This window comes from Arthrobacter sp. NPDC092385, from assembly GCF_044755105.1.
GTDB lineage: Bacteria > Actinomycetota > Actinomycetes > Actinomycetales > Micrococcaceae > Arthrobacter_D.
Genome location: NZ_JBIVQL010000002.1, coordinates 274,035 through 289,305 on the forward strand (window position 1 = coordinate 274,035; position 15,271 = coordinate 289,305).

A 15,271-nucleotide genomic window follows, 5' to 3' on the forward strand; every position below is an offset into this window, starting at 1 on the left:
CAACCTAACCTTTCGTTCGATTCCTGTAAAGCTAGATTGTCTAACTTTCAGCCCTCTGATGATTCTCGTTGCCGGAATCGGGAAGCAGGATGCTCGTGACCGGTAGGGACGGATCCGTTCCGAACGCGATGCCACTCGGCGTACCGCCGCCCAGCACGATCTGCGCGCCCAGGGCCGCGACCATGGCGCCGTTGTCGGTGCAGAGCGACGGCGCCGGGACGGTCAGGGTGATGCCGGCTGCGGCACAGCGCTCGGCGGTCAGCTCGCGGAGCCGTCGGTTCGCCGCGACTCCCCCTCCCAGCAGGAGGTTGGTGATGCCGTGTTCACGGCAGGCGAGGACGGCCTTGGACGTGATGATGTCCACCACCGCCTCCTGGAAGGACGCCGCGATATCGGCGACGGGGACCTCGAGCCCCGCTGCCTCGTACTGCTCCACGGAGCGGGCGACGGCGGTCTTCAGTCCGCTGAAGGACCAGTCGTAGCGGTGCGGCCCCGGCGCCTCCGCCGTTCCCATGTACTTCGGCTGCGACAGCCCCCGGGGGAAGCGGATGGCCTTCGGGTTCCCCTCCCGCGCGAGCCTGTCGATGGCCGGGCCACCCGGATAGCCCAGGCCGAGGATGCGCGCCGTCTTGTCGTAGGCCTCGCCCGCGGCGTCGTCGATCGTGGAGCCGAGCAGTTCGACATCGCGTGCGATGCTTCCGACCCGGAGGATCTCCGTGTGGCCGCCGGACACCAGCAGCGCTCCCAGACCGGCCGGCAGGCCGTCGGCGAAGGTGCCCCCGATCACGCCGACCCCCACGTGCGCCACGAGGTGGTTGATCGCGTACAGCGGCTTGCCCGTGGCGACCGCGAGCGCCTTCGCGGCGGAGACCCCGACCATGAGGGCGCCGGACAGGCCGGGGCCCGCCGTGACGGCGATGGCGTCGATCTCCGCGAGCGTCACCCCGGCGTCGTCGAGCGCTGCCTGGAGGGTCGGCACGAACGCCTCGAGGTGAGCCCGCGAGGCGATCTCGGGGATCACGCCGCCGAAGCGCACGTGCTCGTCCATGGAGGAGGACACCGTGTTGGTCAGCAGCTGCGTGCCCCGGACGATGCCGACGCCGGTCTCGTCACAGGAGGACTCGATGCCGAGGACCAGCGGCTCAGGGTTCTTCATGGCGTGCAGCTCCCTTCCGCCGGCAGGACGAGCCGCATGACCCAGGCGTCGACGCCGTCGCGGTAGTACTTCTTCCGGGTGTGGATCTTCTCGAAACCGAACCGTGCGTACAGGTTCTGCGCACGCGGGTTGTCGGCGCGCACCTCCAGCATCACGTTGTCGGCACCCCGGCGGCGGGCCTCGGCGAGCAGTTCGGTGAGCATGGCTCGTCCGATCCCCTGGCCTTCGAAGCGGGAGAGCACGCCGATGGTCTGGATGTCCGCCGTCGTGTCGATGACCATGAGTCCCGCATACCCCACGGCCTGGCCGTCGACCTCCGCCAGGATGTAGCGCCGGGTGTCCGGCTGGAAGTACTCGGAGTAGAACATCTCGAGCGGCCACGCGTCGGTGGGGAACAGCTCGTTCTCGAGCCGTCCGATCGTCTCGATGTCCTCGAAGACGAGGTCGCGCAGGAGGAAGCTCACGCCGTCGCCCGCTTCCGCGGGCCGGGGACCCTGGCGTCCGACTCCCGCAGGTACAGGGGCGAGGTGTCCCGCAGCGGCTCCCCCGCGACGAGGCCCGACCGCGCGACGAGGCCGAGCGAGGCGGCGTCGGGATCGGAGCCGGCGAAGGCGGCGACCCCGACGACGTCCTCCGGATACAGCGACGCCGCGCGGCCCACGACCGGGAGGCCCTTCGGCAGGGCGGAGGCCGCGTCGACGTGGGGGCCGTCCAGCAACGCAGGCAGCCCGGCGGTGCCGGACGGAGCACAGTAGGCGGCCCAGTAGATCTCACCGCGCCGCGCATCCGTTCCCACGAGGAACTCGCTCCCGGCCGTGACCGTGCCGCTCGCGACGGCGTCGAAGGCGAGCGCGTCGAGGCTCATGACGCCGTGCAGGGGCACGCCCCAGACGAAGCCGAGCGTCCGTGCGGTGACGAGCCCCGCGCGGAGTCCCGTGAAGGGCCCGGGACCCACCCCGGCCACGACGGCGTCGAGCTCCGGTCCCGTGACACCCGCGTCGGCCAGGATGCGCTGCACCGCGGGAGCGAGGACCTCGGCGTGGGAGCGGGTATCGGCACTGCCGAACCGACCGAGCACGACGTCGTCGTGCAGCAGCGCGACCGTGGCGGCAGCGGAGGTGTCGAGGGCGAGGAGAAGCACCCCGCAAGCCTAGTCGAGCGACAGTGCCGGCGGGCCGCCGTGCCAGCGTGGGCCGAAGCCCGAGAGGGTGATGGTGCGCACTTCGTCCTCGCCGTCGTCGTCGAAATCCGTGATCAGGCCGGCACCGGCCCCCCCGGTCCCGCCGCCGCCGAGCGGACGTGCGATGTCCACGCGGAGCCGGCTCCCGCTCAGGTGCTCCACACGGCCCGCACCCCACTCGACGACCGTGACGTTGGCCCCCATGGTCGCCTCGAGGTCGAGATCGTCGACGGCAGCGGCGCTCTCCAGGCGGTATGCGTCGACGTGGATGAGGCCCGGCCCGCCGCCTGCCGCCGGATGCTGCCGGACGAGCACGAAGGTCGGGGAGATGATGCGGTCCTGGACGGCGAGTCCGCGCCCGAGCCCCTGCGTGAAGGTCGTCTTGCCCGCGCCCAGTTCCCCGGACAGCACCAGCAGGTCCCCCGCGCGGAGGTGAGGGGCGAGGCCCGCGGCGAGGGCCTGGAGGCGGGCGGCCGACCCGACATCGTAGGCCACGCTCCACTCAGGCGCGGCGGTCATCGCCCGGCTCCTCCTGCCGTGATCCCACGTAGATGCGTTCCACGCGGTCGCTGATGCGGGTGACCACCTCGTAATTGATGGTCTGCGCCGCGGCGGCCCAGTCCTCGACGGCGGGAGAACCGGCCCCGCCGAACAGCACGGCCCGTTGTCCCAGCGGGGAGTCCGGCGAATCGGCCAGGCCCGTGGTGCCGAAATCAATGACGAGCTGATCCATTGCGATCCGCCCGACCACGGGGTAGATCCGGTTGCCCACGAGGACCGGCGCACCCGTGGCGATGCGGGGGACGCCGTCACCGTACCCGACCGGGATGAGGCCGAGCGTGGTCGGCTTGTGCGTGCGGTAGGCGTAGCCGTAGGAGACGCCCTGCCCCGCGGGTACTTCCTTGCAGTTGGACACGGTGGTGCTGAAGGTCATGACGGGCTGCAGGCCGAGATCGGCCGATCCCTGGTCGGCGAAGGGCGAGAGGCCGTAGATGCCGAGACCCACGCGTACCAGGTCGAAGTGGCAGTCGGGCCTCGAGAAGGTGGCGGGCGTGTTCGCGAGGTGCCGGACCTCCACGTCGATGCCCGCGTTCTCCGCGGCGGCGACGGCCTCGCGGAACGCCTGCACCTGCAGGTCCGTCTCGGGCCGTGCAGGCTCGTCGGCGACCGCCAGGTGCGAGAAGATCCCGACCACGCGGATCAGTCCCTCCTCCTGGTACTGCACGGCCCGGCCGAGCAGCGCGTCCCACTGCTCCGGAGGGCAGCCGTTCCGGCCGAGGCCGGTGTCGATCTTCAGGTGCACGATGGCGGGGCGCTCGAGTTCACGCGCGGCGGCGACGACGTGCTCGAGTTCCCACCCGGAGATCCCGAGGTCCAGTCCGTGCTCCACGCCGGCGGTGAAGTCGGTCCGCGAGGTGTGCAGCCAGGCGAGGATCGGCGCTTCGATGCCGGCCCTCCGCAGCTCCACACCCTCGCTGATGTGGGCGACGCCGAGCCAGGCGGCTCCTGCCTCCAGGGCTGCGCGCGCGACGGGGACGGCTCCATGGCCGTACGCGTTGGCCTTCACGACCGCCATGACACGGGCCGGGTGGGCTACGTCGCGCAGGTGCCGGATGTTGTGCCGCAGGGCATCGAGGTCGATCTCTGCAACGCGTTCGGTGGAAGTCACTCAGCCCATTCTGCCAGCTTGCGGAGGTCCACCGTGGGGTTGCGCCGGGAGGCGCGGAGGGAAACAATCGAAGGCGTGTTCGACACTCCACCCGCCGGCCCCGGCTGCGTCCTGCCCACGGAGGACGGGCAGCCCTGCGGTCGTGCGACCGGCGAGGCGCCCTTCGCGCTCTGCCCGGCGCACGTGGCGCTGGTCGCGGAATGGTCGGGGGCGACGGAGGGCATCACCGATGTGCTGCCCTCGGCGTGCCCCGCGTGCGGCTCGAGGCTGGGGGTGCGGTACCCGTCCGGCTGGGCGTGCGCCGCGTGCGAGTGGCGCACCGGCGACGTCCTCGACGGCGGCCTGCCGCCCCCACGCGTCGACGTCGTCTACTACATCCGTTTCCGGGACCGCATCAAGATCGGGACGACGGCGAACCCCCGGCAGCGGCTCGCCCGGATCTGGCACGACGACGTCCTCGCGTTCGAGCGGGGCGACCGCCTCGTGGAGCACCGCCGGCATGTCCGGTTCGCCGGCTCGCGCCTGGACCGGTCCGAGTGGTTCGGGCCCTCACCGGACCTCGAGGACCACATCCGCCTGCTCTCCGAAGGCGTGGTCGATCCCTGGGCGCGCTATGCGCGGTGGCTCGGGGAGGCCGCGGGGCTGCGCGGGTAGCCCTCCCCGGGTAGGCCTGTGCGGTTGAGCCCATGCGGTTGAGCCCATGCGGTTGAGCCTGCGGGCAGCCCGCTCGACAGGGCCCGCACACCTCACAGGGTTCCGGGCATCTCCCCGCGCCATGTCGCCGGGCGCACCGACGGCGACGCGTCGGAGTGCCGTGCGATGGTGGCCGTCGCCCGCCGTACCGCCTCGACCGGCACGTCGGACACCAGGTCCTCCAGGAAGGCGTAGCGGCGCAGCCACTGCTTCCGCACGCCGTCGCGCCCCGCGCTGACCCGCCGCCACCAGTCGGCGATGTCACCCCAGCCCGGAGCCGCCAGCGAACCGCCGACGTGCTGGACCGAGAGGGAGGCGCACAGGTTGGCGAAGCTGAGGCGCTCCGCGAGCGGGAAACCCGCGAGGTCGCCCATGACGAACGCCGCGCCGAAGCAGTCACCCGCCCCGGTCGGATCGTAGGCCGATACCGGCAGCGCCGGCACCCACTCCTCCTCCCCCGTGACCGAGTCGATGGCCATGGCCCCCTGCTGGCCGACCGTCACCACGGCCACGGGCACACGGTCTGCAAGGGAGTACAGGGCCGCCCAGGGATCGTCGGTCCGCGTGTACGCCATCGCCTCCGCGGCATTGGGCATGAAGGCGTAGAAGTGCTCGAGCGAGGCGAGGGTCTCCGGTGCCCACTCCCCCGCCGGATCCCAGCCGACGTCACCGAAGAGCTTGGTGCCACGCGCCGCGACGTCCCGGGCCCACGGCTCCACCTCCCGCTCTACGCTGACGACGGCGGCACGGCACGACGGCGGCGTGCCGATCAGCTCGGAGGCGCGGAGCGGGGACGGATGACCGTGCGTCACCATCGAGCGGTCGTGGTGCACCGAGAGGGATACCGTGACGGGCGAGTGCCAGTGCCCGAAGACGCGCGACCGGGAAAGGTCCACGTGCTCCTGGTCCTGCAGCACGTCCCAGTTGGACTGGCCGTACCCGTCGTCGCCGAAAGCTGCGGCGAGGGTGGTCCGGAGCCCCAGCCGGCTCGCGGCGATGGCCTGGTTCGCTATTCCTCCCGGCCCTGATCCCATGCCGTCGGTCCACACCTCGGTGCCCGGCGAGGGAAGCTGCTCGAGCCCCGTGAAGATGATGTCGAAGAACACCTGACCGGCGAGGAGGAGGTCGAACTCGGGTCCGTCCGGGCCGCGCGTGGCCGCCAGCGGATCGAAACGGTGCTGTGGGGACATGTACGGCAGAATACTTGCAGAACCCGGGATGCGGGCCGCCTGCATCCACCCACCACCACGGAAGCGGGTCCTCCTTGACCTCATCGACCGGAACAGGCGCCACCCTGGTGATCGTCGGCGGCGGTGGTTTCCGTGTGCCGCTGGTCTACCGGGCGCTCTCCGAGGGACCGTTCGCCGGGCTCGTGTCCGACGTCGTCCTGCTGGACGCGCTGCCGGAGCGGGCGCACGCCATCGCGCGGGTGCTCTCCGCGCTGCCGCTCACCGAGGGCCGGCCTGCGCCGTCGGTCCGCGTGGAGAACCGCCTCGAGGACGCCCTGCCGGGTGCGGACATCGTGTTCGCCGCCGTGCGCAGCGGCGGAGCGGAAGGGCGCATCCTCGACGAGCGCGTGGCCCTGTCCGCCGGACTGCTCGGGCAGGAGACCGTCGGGGCGGGCGGCATCTCCTACGCCCTCCGCTCCATCCCGGACATGATGCGCGTCGCCACGGCGATGCAGGATCTCGCACCGGACGCCTGGCTCATCAACTTCACCAATCCGGCGGGGATGGTCACCGAGGCGCTCTCGGCCGTCCTCGGCACCAGGGTCATCGGCATCTGCGACTCGGCGTCGGGCCTCGTCTCGCGGGCCGCTCTCGCGGCGGGCGTGAACCTCGGCGGTTCCCTCGCCGGGGTGGACTACGTGGGCCTCAACCATCTCGGCTGGCTCCGCGGGCTCTCCGACGGCGCGAAGGGGCGCGGGCCCGACGGACAGCCCGGCAGCAACCGCCTCCCCGGCCTGCTCGCGGATCCGGTGCGCCTCGGCGGTTTCGAGGAGGGCCGCCTGTTCGGTCCGGACCTCCTCCGGGTCCTCGGCGCCCTGCCCAACGAGTACCTGTTCTACTACTACTTCCACCGTGAGGCGCTGCGCGCCATCGGTGGCGCGGACCGGACGCGCGGGGAGGTGCTCAGGGACCAGCAGCGTGATCTCTATCCGCGCCTGGCCGCATCCGCCGATCCCTTCGGCGTGTGGGAGGACGCCCGGCTGGAGCGGGAATCCGGCTACCTCGCCGAAGCACGTTCCCGGGAGGAGGAGCGCGACGAGGCGGACCTCGCCGGCGGCGGGTACGAACGCGTGGCACTGCAGGTCATGCGTGCGCTGCTCACGGGGCGGCGCGCGGAACTGATCCTCAATGTGCGCAACGGCACCACGTTCCCCGGCCTGCCGGAGGACGGCATCGTCGAGGTGCCGTCGGTCGTGGACGGCTCGGGAGCCCGCCCGCTGCCATCGGCGGGTCCGCTGACACCCCACCAGCTCGGGCTCATGTCGGCGGTGAAGGCGGTGGAGCAGGACACCGTCCGGGCTGCGGTGCACCGGGACCGGACGGCGGCGCTCCGCGCCCTCGCCGGGCATCCCCTGGTCGACTCGTTCCACGCCGCCACGCGGGTGCTCAGGGGCTACGAGGAGGCGTTCCCCGCCTTGAGGTCGTCCTGGGCCGGCTGACCCTGCCCGCCGGGGAGGACGTGCTGCCGGACGGACGCGACGCCGAAGGACAGCAGGGCGGCGTCCGTGGTGGCGGCGATCCAGCGGAAGCCCGCGGCGGCGAGGAGCACGGCGCGCTCGGGAGTGCCGGCGTAGGCGCCGGCCTGGATTCCGGCTGCGCTGCACGCGCGGACGATCCTCGCGAGGGGCGCGCCGTCGTCGTCGGATGACAGCAGGGCGTCGACGTGCAGGCCCAGGGCGAGGGACAGATCGAACGGACCGACGAAGATCATGTCCACGCCCGGCACGGCGGCGATGGCCTCGACGGCTTCCAGGGCGGCGGCTGTCTCGATCATCACGGCACACAGTGGCACGGAGTGGGCGCCGCCGTCCGAGCCCGGACGGTACGCCGGCCGGCTGCCGTGCAGCGGCCCCCAGCTCCGCGATCCTCCGGGCGGGTAGTGGCTTGCTGCCACCGCTGCCTCGGCATCGGCCACGCTGTCGACGAGCGGGACGATGACGCCGTCGGCCCCGGCGTCGAGCGCCCTGCCGATCAGTGCGGCGTCCTTGGCCGCGACCCGCACGAGCATCGGGGCGCCGTCCGCCGGCCTGCCGCCCAGGACGTCCCGGAGCGAGCGGTCGTCGAAGTGCCCGTGCTGGGCATCGAGGCCGACCCAGGCGAGCCCGGACCGGGCGAGTTCGATCGTCAGTCGGGGTTCGCCGAGCGTGGCCCAGGCGCCGAGCAGCGGTTCAGCGACAGGTGCACCGGGAGTCATGTCCCCATTGTGGTCCGGTTCCGCGCCCGGTGGTGGCCACCCCGCCGTGCCGGGCCGCCGTCAGCGGGACGGCTGGAGGAAGCGGTGCATGATGTGAAGGCCCGTGGGCCCTTCGGCCGGATGCACGAAGGCGCCGGGTACGGTCCCCACGATCGTGAAGCCGAGGGAGGTCCAGAGCGCGACGGCGCGGGTATTGGTCTCGACGACCGCGTTGAACTGCATCGCCGTATAGCCCGCCGATCGGGCCTCCTCCAGCACGTGCCCTGCGAGGGCCCTTCCGACACCCCGGCCGCCGGCGTCGGCTGCCACGAGGAAGGACGCATTGGAGACGTGGGAGCCGTTCCCGCCCCGGTTGGCGTGCAGTTGCGCCGTGCCCACCACGCGCCCGGTCCCCTCGTCCACCGCCACGAAGACGGCGAGGGTCGGGTCGGTGCCCGCCGCTCCGGGGAGCCATTCGAGCCGCCCGGCCTCCTCGTCCATCGAGGTGTCCCAGCAGTAGGTCTCCCCTGCCCGGGCCACGGGTTCCATGATGCTCCAGATGGCGGGCCAGTCCCCGGGAGCCGCCGGCCGGAACTGCAGCATCAGGCCTCGAGGGCTGCGGCCCAGAGGTTGATGTCGGATTCGACGGCGAACTCGTCGATGGCGTGCAGCTCCCCGGACGTGAAGGACAGGTTCCGCACGGCCGCCACGCTGTCCTCGAGCTGACCCACACTCGAGGCACCGATCAGCGCCGACGTCACCGGCGTCCCCTTCACCTGATCCCGCAACACCCACGCGATCGCCAGCTGCGCCAGGCTCTGCCCCCGGCCCTCCGCGATCGCGTGCAGGCCCCGGATCCGCCGCAGGTTCTCCTCGTTCAACTGACCCGCATCCAGGGACTTGTCCGCCGCCGCGCGTGAATCCTCCGGGATGCCGTGGAGGTACTTGCGGGTCAGCAGCCCCTGCGCGAGCGGCGAGAACGCGATGGATCCCGCACCCACCGCCTCCAACGCCTCGTACAGGTTCGGCTCCCCGTTCTCCGTCCACCGGTTCAGCATCGAATACGACGGCTGGTGGATCAGCAGCGGCGTGCCCAGATCCGCCAGGATCGCCGCCGCCTCCACCGTCCGCTCCGGCGAGTAGGACGAGATCCCGGCGTAGAGCGCCCGCCCCGACCGGACCGCCGTATCGAGGGCCCCCATGGTCTCCTCGAGCGGGGTCTCCGGGTCCGGGCGGTGGCTGTAGAAGATGTCCACATAGTCCAGGCCCATGCGCTCCAGCGACTGGTCAAGGCTCGCCAGCAGGTACTTCCGCGACCCCCACTCCCCGTACGGGCCCGGCCACATGCCATACCCGGCCTTCGTCGAGATCACCAGTTCGTCCCGGAACGGCCGGAAATCGTCCTTCAGGTGCCGCCCGAAGTTCGTCTCGGCACTGCCCGCGGGCGGACCGTAGTTGTTCGCGAGATCGAAGTGCGTGACCCCGAGGTCGAAGGCCCGGCGGAGGATGTCCCGCTGCACATCGAAGGACTTGTCGTCCCCGAAGTTGTGCCACAGGCCGAGGGAGACGGCGGGCAGCTGCAACCCGCTCCTGCCCACGCGGCGGTACGGCATCGAGTCGTAGCGGTCATCAGCAGGGTCAAAGGTCATTCCCTCATCCTAGGGGAGCAGGCATCGGCTTCCGCGGCCGTGACGCAGCGTTCACTCCTCCAGCACGCGCAGGGGACCCTGCGGCGGTTCGGCCGAGGAGCCTGGGCCCTTGCCCGCGGGCCGAATGGCGCGCACCGACATGTCCCGGCCGCTGGCCTTGGCCGCATAGAGGGCCTGGTCCGCGGCCGCGATCGCCGCCGGGAGATCGTAGTCCGACACCTCGATCGCAGCGATGCCGTAGCTCACGGTGGGCATCTCGAAGCCGCCCGGAGTCGAGTTGCCACGCAGTGCCATGCTCACGTCCCGGGTGATGTCCTCGCTCCTCGACACCGACGCGCCGGGGAGCAGGAAGATGAATTCCTCGCCGCCGTAGCGGCCCACCAGGTCCGTGGACCGGACGGTCTCCGCGCAGGCGTCGGCGAACGCCTTCAGGACGGTATCGCCCGCGGCATGGCCGTGGGTGTCGTTGACGCTCTTGAAGAAGTCGAGGTCCGCGAGGATGACCGTTCCGGGACGGTTGGTGCGGGCAAGGCGGTCCGCCTGCACGGTGGCCAGGTCGAGGAAGCCGGAGCGGTTGAGCAGGCCGGTCAGCGCGTCCCGGTCCGCGCGGGCGCGGAGATCGGTGGCGATCTGCTCGGCACTCAGCGCGGCCGCGCTGAAGGACACGACGACGAGCAGGAGCATGCTGATCAGGGTGGTGATGCCGGAGCCGAAGAACGTGGCGAACACGTAGCCCTCCTGCCCGACCGCGACGAACACGAGGCACCGCGCCAGGTAGAGGACCGAGAGCAGGGCGGAGGCGACGGCGAGGGGAGCCTGCACCCTGCTGTAGCTGCTCGGCAGGCGCCACAGTTCCCAGGACGCGAGGCCGATGGTCAGGGACATCATGCCGAGGAACACCGGGCCCCCGGACCACGTGTTCGTGGCGGGGTTGTCCAGGGCCGACGCCAGCAGCGTCAGCAGCGGTGCCGCCGACAGCTGCAGCCACGCGGGCCTGCTCGTCCGAAGGGTCCGGGCGCTCGCCCAGACACTCGCCGTGCCCATGACCAGCAGGGTGTTCGCGAGGGGATTGGCCCAGACCTGGTGGGCTGTGCCGTCCAGCAGGTAGCCGGAGGACCCGGTGCAGAAACAGGCGATGGCCACGCACCACCAGGCGCTGTAGGCGGAGCGGGTGTGGCGGAACGACACCGTGTAGAACAGCACGAAGAGGGTGACGGCGAGGGCGCCGAAGGCCACCCGCAGTGTCGTGATGTCCAGGGTCATGGTGTTCCTGCCGCCTCGGGCTCCCCGCGTCCCGTCAGGTGACGGGACGCGGCCTTCCCGCGGAAAGGACTTTCAGCCCAGTATGGCGGAGCGCTCCGACGGTTCGACCCTCCCGGGCCTCGTCCTGCCGGAACCCTTGGAGAGTCCTGACCCAACCTCAGGCCAGGCTGAGGACGAGCGACGCGTGGGGAGGCAGCTGCACCGTGTCGGCGAGCAGGCCGACGCCGTCGACCGTGGACAGCAGGACCTCCGCATCGGCACCGCGCACCGGCACGGTCACCATCGCGTCACCGAGGTTGAGGATGACGGCGGTGCTGCCGCGGTGCAGGACGATCCAGCGGTCCTCCTCGTCGAAGTCGACCGCGATGCTGCCGAAGTCGGCGTCGCGCAGTTCGGGCCGGGAGCGGCGCAGCCGGATGATCTCCCGGTAGGTCGACAGCAGGTCGGCGTGGTGCCCCTGCTCCACTTCCGCCCAGTCCAGCTTGGCCGAGGCGAAGGTCGCGGGGTCCTGCGGGTTGGGGACGTCCTCGGGCCGCCAGCCCATGCGCTCGAACTCCCTGAGCCGCCCCTCGGCCGTGGCCTTGCCGAGTTCGGGCTCGGGGTGGGACGTGAAGAACGGCCACGGCGTGGACGCTCCGTACTCCTCCCCCATGAAGAGCATCGGGGTGAAGGGGCCGAGGATGTTCAGGACGGCGGCCTGCGCGAGCTGCGCCGGGTTCAGGGTGGCGCTGATGCGGTCACCGGCGGCCCTGTTGCCGATCTGGTCGTGGTTCTGGGTGGCGACGACGAGCTGCAGCGGCGTGACGCGGGACGCGTCGATCTCGCGGCCGTGGTGGCGCTCACGGAACGACGAGTAGGTGCCGTTGTGGAAGAAACCCTTCTCGAGGACCTTCGCAAGGGCGCCGACCGAGTTGAAGTCGAGGTAGTACCCCTCGGTCTCGCCCGTCAGGTTGACGTGTACCGCGTGGTGGAAGTCGTCGCTCCACTGACCCGCGAGCCCGTACCCTCCGACGTCGCGGCCCTGGATCAGGCGCGGATTGTTGAGGTCCGATTCCGCGATGAGGAAGAGCGGCTTGCCGAGCTCCGCCGCGCACTCGTCGGTGCGCGCGCCGAATTCCTCGAGGATGTGCACGGCGCGTTCGTCGTGCAGCGCGTGGACGGCGTCGAGGCGGAGCCCGTCCACGTGGTAGTCCGTGAACCACATGAGCAGGTTCTCGATCACGTAGTTCCGCACCTCGTCGGACTGCGGACCGTCGAGGTTCAGCGAGTCTCCCCAGGTGTTGGACATCCCTTCGGTGAGGTACGGGCCGAAGAGTCCGAGGTAGTTCCCGCTGGGGCCCAGGTGGTTGTGGACGACGTCCTGGATGACGCCGAGCCCCTTCTGGTGCGCGGCATCGACGAAGCGCTGGTATGCGGCGGGACCGCCGTAGGTCTCCTGGACGGCGTACCAGAGGACGCCGTCGTAACCCCAGTTGTGGGTGCCGTTGAAGGCGTTGACCGGCAGGAGCTCCACGTACTGCACGCCCAGGTCCACGAGGTGGTCGAGCTTGCCGATCGCGGCGTCGAGCGTCCCCTCGGGGGTGAAGGTGCCGAGGTGCATCTCGTAGATGACCCCGCCGTTCAGGCCCGGCGACTGCCAGGACCCGTCCTGCCACTCGTGGGCGGAGGGGTCGAAGGTGCGCGACAGCTTGTGGACGCCTTCGGGCTGGCGCCGTGAACGGGGATCCGGGACGGGGGTGTCGGAGCCGTCCACGAGGTAGCCGTAGGAGACGTCGCCGGTGATGGTCGGGGCGTCCGCGGGGTGCCACCAGCCGCCGTCGCCCTGCGTCATGGGGTACTCGGTGCCGTCGGCCACGAGGGTGAGGGACTCGGCGCGGGGCGCCCAGACATCGAAGGTGGAACTCATGAGGCGTCCTCCTGGACCAGTAGGGCTGCGGGGAAGGTGGAGAAGATGTCGGCCGCGCGGACGGTCCCGCCGGAGACCACTGCGCCGGTGAGGGCGCAGGTGTAGCTTCCCGGGGGTAGCTCGAGGGTGGTCTCCCCCCAGCCCCCGCGCTGCGCGAGTCCGTAGGGCAGCCGCGTGATGAGGGTGATGGCTCCCCCGCGGTCGAACCCGAAGACGTGGTCCGCGGCCTCGCCGGAGGACGGGACGGCGGTGTACCCGGTGAACAGCTCCGGGCGGTCGCGCCGCAGCTTGAGGGCGCGGCTCACCACGAGCAGCTTCGCGTGCGCGTCGGCGCCGAGCTGGGGCAGCGCACCGAAGTTGAGGTCGGTCAGCACCTGCCGGCGGGCGTCGTAGTCGACGTCCCGGCGGTTGTCCGGGTCCACGAGGGACGTGTCCCAGAACTCCGTCCCCTGGTAGACGTCCGGTACGCCGGGCATGGTCAGCTGCAGCAGCTTCAACCCGATGGAGTTCGACCAGCCCGCCTGCTGGATCCGCTCGACGAGGCCTTCGAGAACGGCGTTGACCGAGGTGTCGTCGAACGCCGCGTCGACGGCGGCGTGCATGCCCCGCTCGAACTCCTCGTCCGGTGCCGTCCAGTGCGTGCTGAGATCAGCCTCGCGTGAGGCCTTCTCGGCGTACGCGTGGGCGCGCTCGCGGGTCAGCGGCCATGCCCCGATCAGGGACTGCCAGAGGAGCGGCGCGAAGGTCGGGTCGCCGATGGGCGCGAGGTCCTCGAGCCCCGAGAGCACGTCGGTCCAGACGTCGGGCAGTTCGGACAGCACGGAGATGCGGGCGCGGGTGTCCTCGCTGCGCTTGGTGTCGTGCGTGCTGAGCGTCGTCATGGCCAGGGGACTGTCCGTCTCGCGCTCGAGCAGCCGGCGGTGGAGTTCCAGCGGATCGAGCGAGAAGATGCCCGGATCGGCGCCCACCTCGTTGAGCGAGACGAGCCGCGAGTACCGGTAGAACGCCGTGTCCTCGACGCCCTTGGCCATGACCATGCCGGAGGTCTGCTGGAAGCGCACCGCGAGTTCGGTGAGTTCTCCGGAGCCCTCGAGGAACGGGTTCAGGAGCGGGTGGAGCGCGGTGATGGTGTCTGCGAGGTCGGGCCGCCGGACCTGCGCGTCCCGCACCGCCTCGGCCAGGTACTCGGCGCCGCCCGGGAGGTAGCTGCGGTAGACGGGGAAGCACGTGAGCAGTTCGGCGATCGCGTCCGCGGCGGCCTCCGGGGCGAGCCCGGCGTCGGAGGGGACGAGCCGCGCGAGCCGCAGCACCTCGGAACGCAGGATGCCGTCGGCGATACCGCGCTTGGTGCCGTGGATCATCTCGTGGAAGGTGTCCACCGGCACGGACTCCGTCAGCGCGTGCTCGCCCGAGGGATCCGTGAAGAGCCGGTCGATGTCGGCGAGCGCGTCGTACCCGGTGGTCCCCTCGGTGGCCCAGTCCTGCGGGAGCTTCTCCCCCGGCTCGAGGATCTTCTCCACGAGCACATAGGCTCCGCCGGTCAGCGCGCGGAGGTCCTCGAGGTAGCCCTTGGGGTCCGCGAGCCCGTCGGGGTGGTCGATCCGGAGGCCGTCCACGAGGCCCTCGTCGAACCACCGCTTCACCTCGCTGTGGCTCTCCTGGAACACCCACGGCACCTCGACGCGGAGGCCCGCGAGGGTGTTGACGCCGAAGAATCGCCGGTAGTTCAGTTCGCTGTCCGCGCGGCGCCAGTTCACGAGTTCGTAGTGCTGGCGCGCGTGGACCTCGGCGCCGGTGTCGCCGGGGTGGGCCGTGCCCTCGGCGATCGGGTACCGGTTGTCGTAGTAGTACAGCTCGCCGTCGACGATCTTCAGCTGGTCGAGCTCCCCGTCACCGTCGCCCAGGACGGGCACGCGGATGCGCCCGCCGTTGGCATCCCAGTCGACGTCGAACGCCTCCGCCATCCGCGATGAGCGGCCCTCCTTCAGGAGCTGCCACCACCACGCGTTGTCGGCAGGGGTCTCGATGCCCATGTGGTTGGGGACGATATCGACGAGCACGCCCATCCCCGCCGCCCGGGCGGCCTCGCTGAGGGCAGCGAGGCCGCCGGGACCACCGCGGTCGGGGTCGACGGCGGTGGGGTCGGTCACGTCATAGCCGTGGCCGGACCCCTTCTCCGCCGTCAGGATCGGCGACAGGTACACCCAGTCCACCCCGAGGTCGTGCAGGTACGGCACCAGGGCCGCGGCTCGATGCAGGTCGAACTCGCTCCGGATCTGCAGCCGGTAGGTCGATTTCGGTGTCAACACGTGGAGGTCCTCCTGGGACGGTGGGGTGGGTGTGCCTGGCGAGG

14 protein-coding genes are annotated in these 15,271 nt (G+C 71.1%); 2 read left to right on the forward strand and 12 right to left on the reverse strand.

From position 1 onward, the window contains the following. Positions 1 to 40: 40 nt before the first annotated feature. The 5 genes from tsaD to alr are packed head-to-tail and all read right to left on the reverse strand — an operon-like array spanning position 41 to position 4,005. Positions 41 to 1,156 (reverse strand): tRNA (adenosine(37)-N6)-threonylcarbamoyltransferase complex transferase subunit TsaD, encoded by a 1,116-nt coding sequence (gene tsaD / locus ACIQCY_RS04395; RefSeq protein ID WP_400482675.1) that lies wholly within the window; start codon positions 1,154 to 1,156, stop codon positions 41 to 43. After that, positions 1,153 to 1,620 (reverse strand): ribosomal protein S18-alanine N-acetyltransferase, encoded by a 468-nt coding sequence (gene rimI, locus ACIQCY_RS04400; RefSeq protein ID WP_400482676.1) that lies wholly within the window; start codon positions 1,618 to 1,620, stop codon positions 1,153 to 1,155. The genes tsaD and rimI overlap by 4 nt, the downstream gene beginning before the upstream one ends. After that, entirely contained in the window at positions 1,617 to 2,297 is a 681-nt protein-coding gene (tsaB, locus tag ACIQCY_RS04405) for a tRNA (adenosine(37)-N6)-threonylcarbamoyltransferase complex dimerization subunit type 1 TsaB (protein ID WP_400482677.1), read from the reverse strand. The genes rimI and tsaB overlap by 4 nt, the downstream gene beginning before the upstream one ends. Positions 2,298 to 2,306: 9 nt before the next feature. Continuing rightward, positions 2,307 to 2,855: a tRNA (adenosine(37)-N6)-threonylcarbamoyltransferase complex ATPase subunit type 1 TsaE gene (gene tsaE, locus ACIQCY_RS04410; RefSeq protein WP_400482678.1), complete on the reverse strand. Its 549-nt coding sequence runs from the start codon at positions 2,853 to 2,855 to the stop codon at positions 2,307 to 2,309. Beyond that, complete coding sequence (alr, locus tag ACIQCY_RS04415) at positions 2,839 to 4,005, reverse strand: alanine racemase (protein WP_400482679.1); 1,167 nt, start codon at positions 4,003 to 4,005, stop codon at positions 2,839 to 2,841. The genes tsaE and alr overlap by 17 nt, the downstream gene beginning before the upstream one ends. A gap of 75 nt (positions 4,006 to 4,080) precedes the next feature. On the opposite strand from alr, the gene ACIQCY_RS04420 reads away from it, so the two are divergent. Beyond that, positions 4,081 to 4,659, forward strand: coding sequence for a GIY-YIG nuclease family protein (locus tag ACIQCY_RS04420; RefSeq protein WP_400482680.1), 579 nt, complete (start codon positions 4,081 to 4,083; stop codon positions 4,657 to 4,659). Between the two features lie 92 nt (positions 4,660 to 4,751). Here the strand turns inward: ACIQCY_RS04420 and ACIQCY_RS04425 are convergent, their stop codons facing one another. Beyond that, positions 4,752 to 5,888: a carbohydrate kinase family protein gene (locus ACIQCY_RS04425; RefSeq protein WP_400482681.1), complete on the reverse strand. Its 1,137-nt coding sequence runs from the start codon at positions 5,886 to 5,888 to the stop codon at positions 4,752 to 4,754. A 74-nt stretch (positions 5,889 to 5,962) separates the two neighbouring features. Between ACIQCY_RS04425 and ACIQCY_RS04430 the strand changes: the two genes are divergently transcribed. Next, positions 5,963 to 7,366 carry a 6-phospho-beta-glucosidase gene (locus ACIQCY_RS04430; RefSeq protein WP_400482682.1) on the forward strand — a complete coding sequence of 468 codons (1,404 nt, stop codon included), beginning with the start codon at positions 5,963 to 5,965 and terminating at the stop codon, positions 7,364 to 7,366. Here the strand turns inward: ACIQCY_RS04430 and ACIQCY_RS04435 are convergent. The 6 genes from ACIQCY_RS04435 to treY all read right to left on the reverse strand — a co-directional run bounded on the left by ACIQCY_RS04435 (position 7,321) and on the right by treY (position 15,227). Next, complete coding sequence (locus ACIQCY_RS04435; RefSeq protein WP_400482683.1) at positions 7,321 to 8,121, reverse strand: HpcH/HpaI aldolase/citrate lyase family protein; 801 nt, start codon at positions 8,119 to 8,121, stop codon at positions 7,321 to 7,323. The two genes, ACIQCY_RS04430 and ACIQCY_RS04435, sit on opposite strands and share 46 nt — an antisense overlap. 60 nt (positions 8,122 to 8,181) lie before the next feature. After that, positions 8,182 to 8,703 carry a GNAT family N-acetyltransferase gene (locus ACIQCY_RS04440; RefSeq protein WP_400482684.1) on the reverse strand — a complete coding sequence of 174 codons (522 nt, stop codon included), beginning with the start codon at positions 8,701 to 8,703 and terminating at the stop codon, positions 8,182 to 8,184. Next, complete coding sequence (mgrA, locus tag ACIQCY_RS04445) at positions 8,703 to 9,749, reverse strand: L-glyceraldehyde 3-phosphate reductase (protein WP_400482685.1); 1,047 nt, start codon at positions 9,747 to 9,749, stop codon at positions 8,703 to 8,705. The genes ACIQCY_RS04440 and mgrA overlap by 1 nt, the downstream gene beginning before the upstream one ends. 51 nt (positions 9,750 to 9,800) lie before the next feature. Then, a complete protein-coding gene (locus tag ACIQCY_RS04450) occupies positions 9,801 to 11,012 on the reverse strand; it encodes a GGDEF domain-containing protein (protein ID WP_400482686.1) in 1,212 nt (403 codons plus the stop codon). Between the two features lie 157 nt (positions 11,013 to 11,169). After that, complete coding sequence (gene treZ / locus ACIQCY_RS04455) at positions 11,170 to 12,918, reverse strand: malto-oligosyltrehalose trehalohydrolase (RefSeq protein ID WP_400482687.1); 1,749 nt, start codon at positions 12,916 to 12,918, stop codon at positions 11,170 to 11,172. Then, positions 12,915 to 15,227 carry a malto-oligosyltrehalose synthase gene (gene treY / locus ACIQCY_RS04460; RefSeq protein WP_400482688.1) on the reverse strand — a complete coding sequence of 771 codons (2,313 nt, stop codon included), beginning with the start codon at positions 15,225 to 15,227 and terminating at the stop codon, positions 12,915 to 12,917. The genes treZ and treY overlap by 4 nt, the downstream gene beginning before the upstream one ends. Positions 15,228 to 15,271 lie beyond the last annotated feature (44 nt).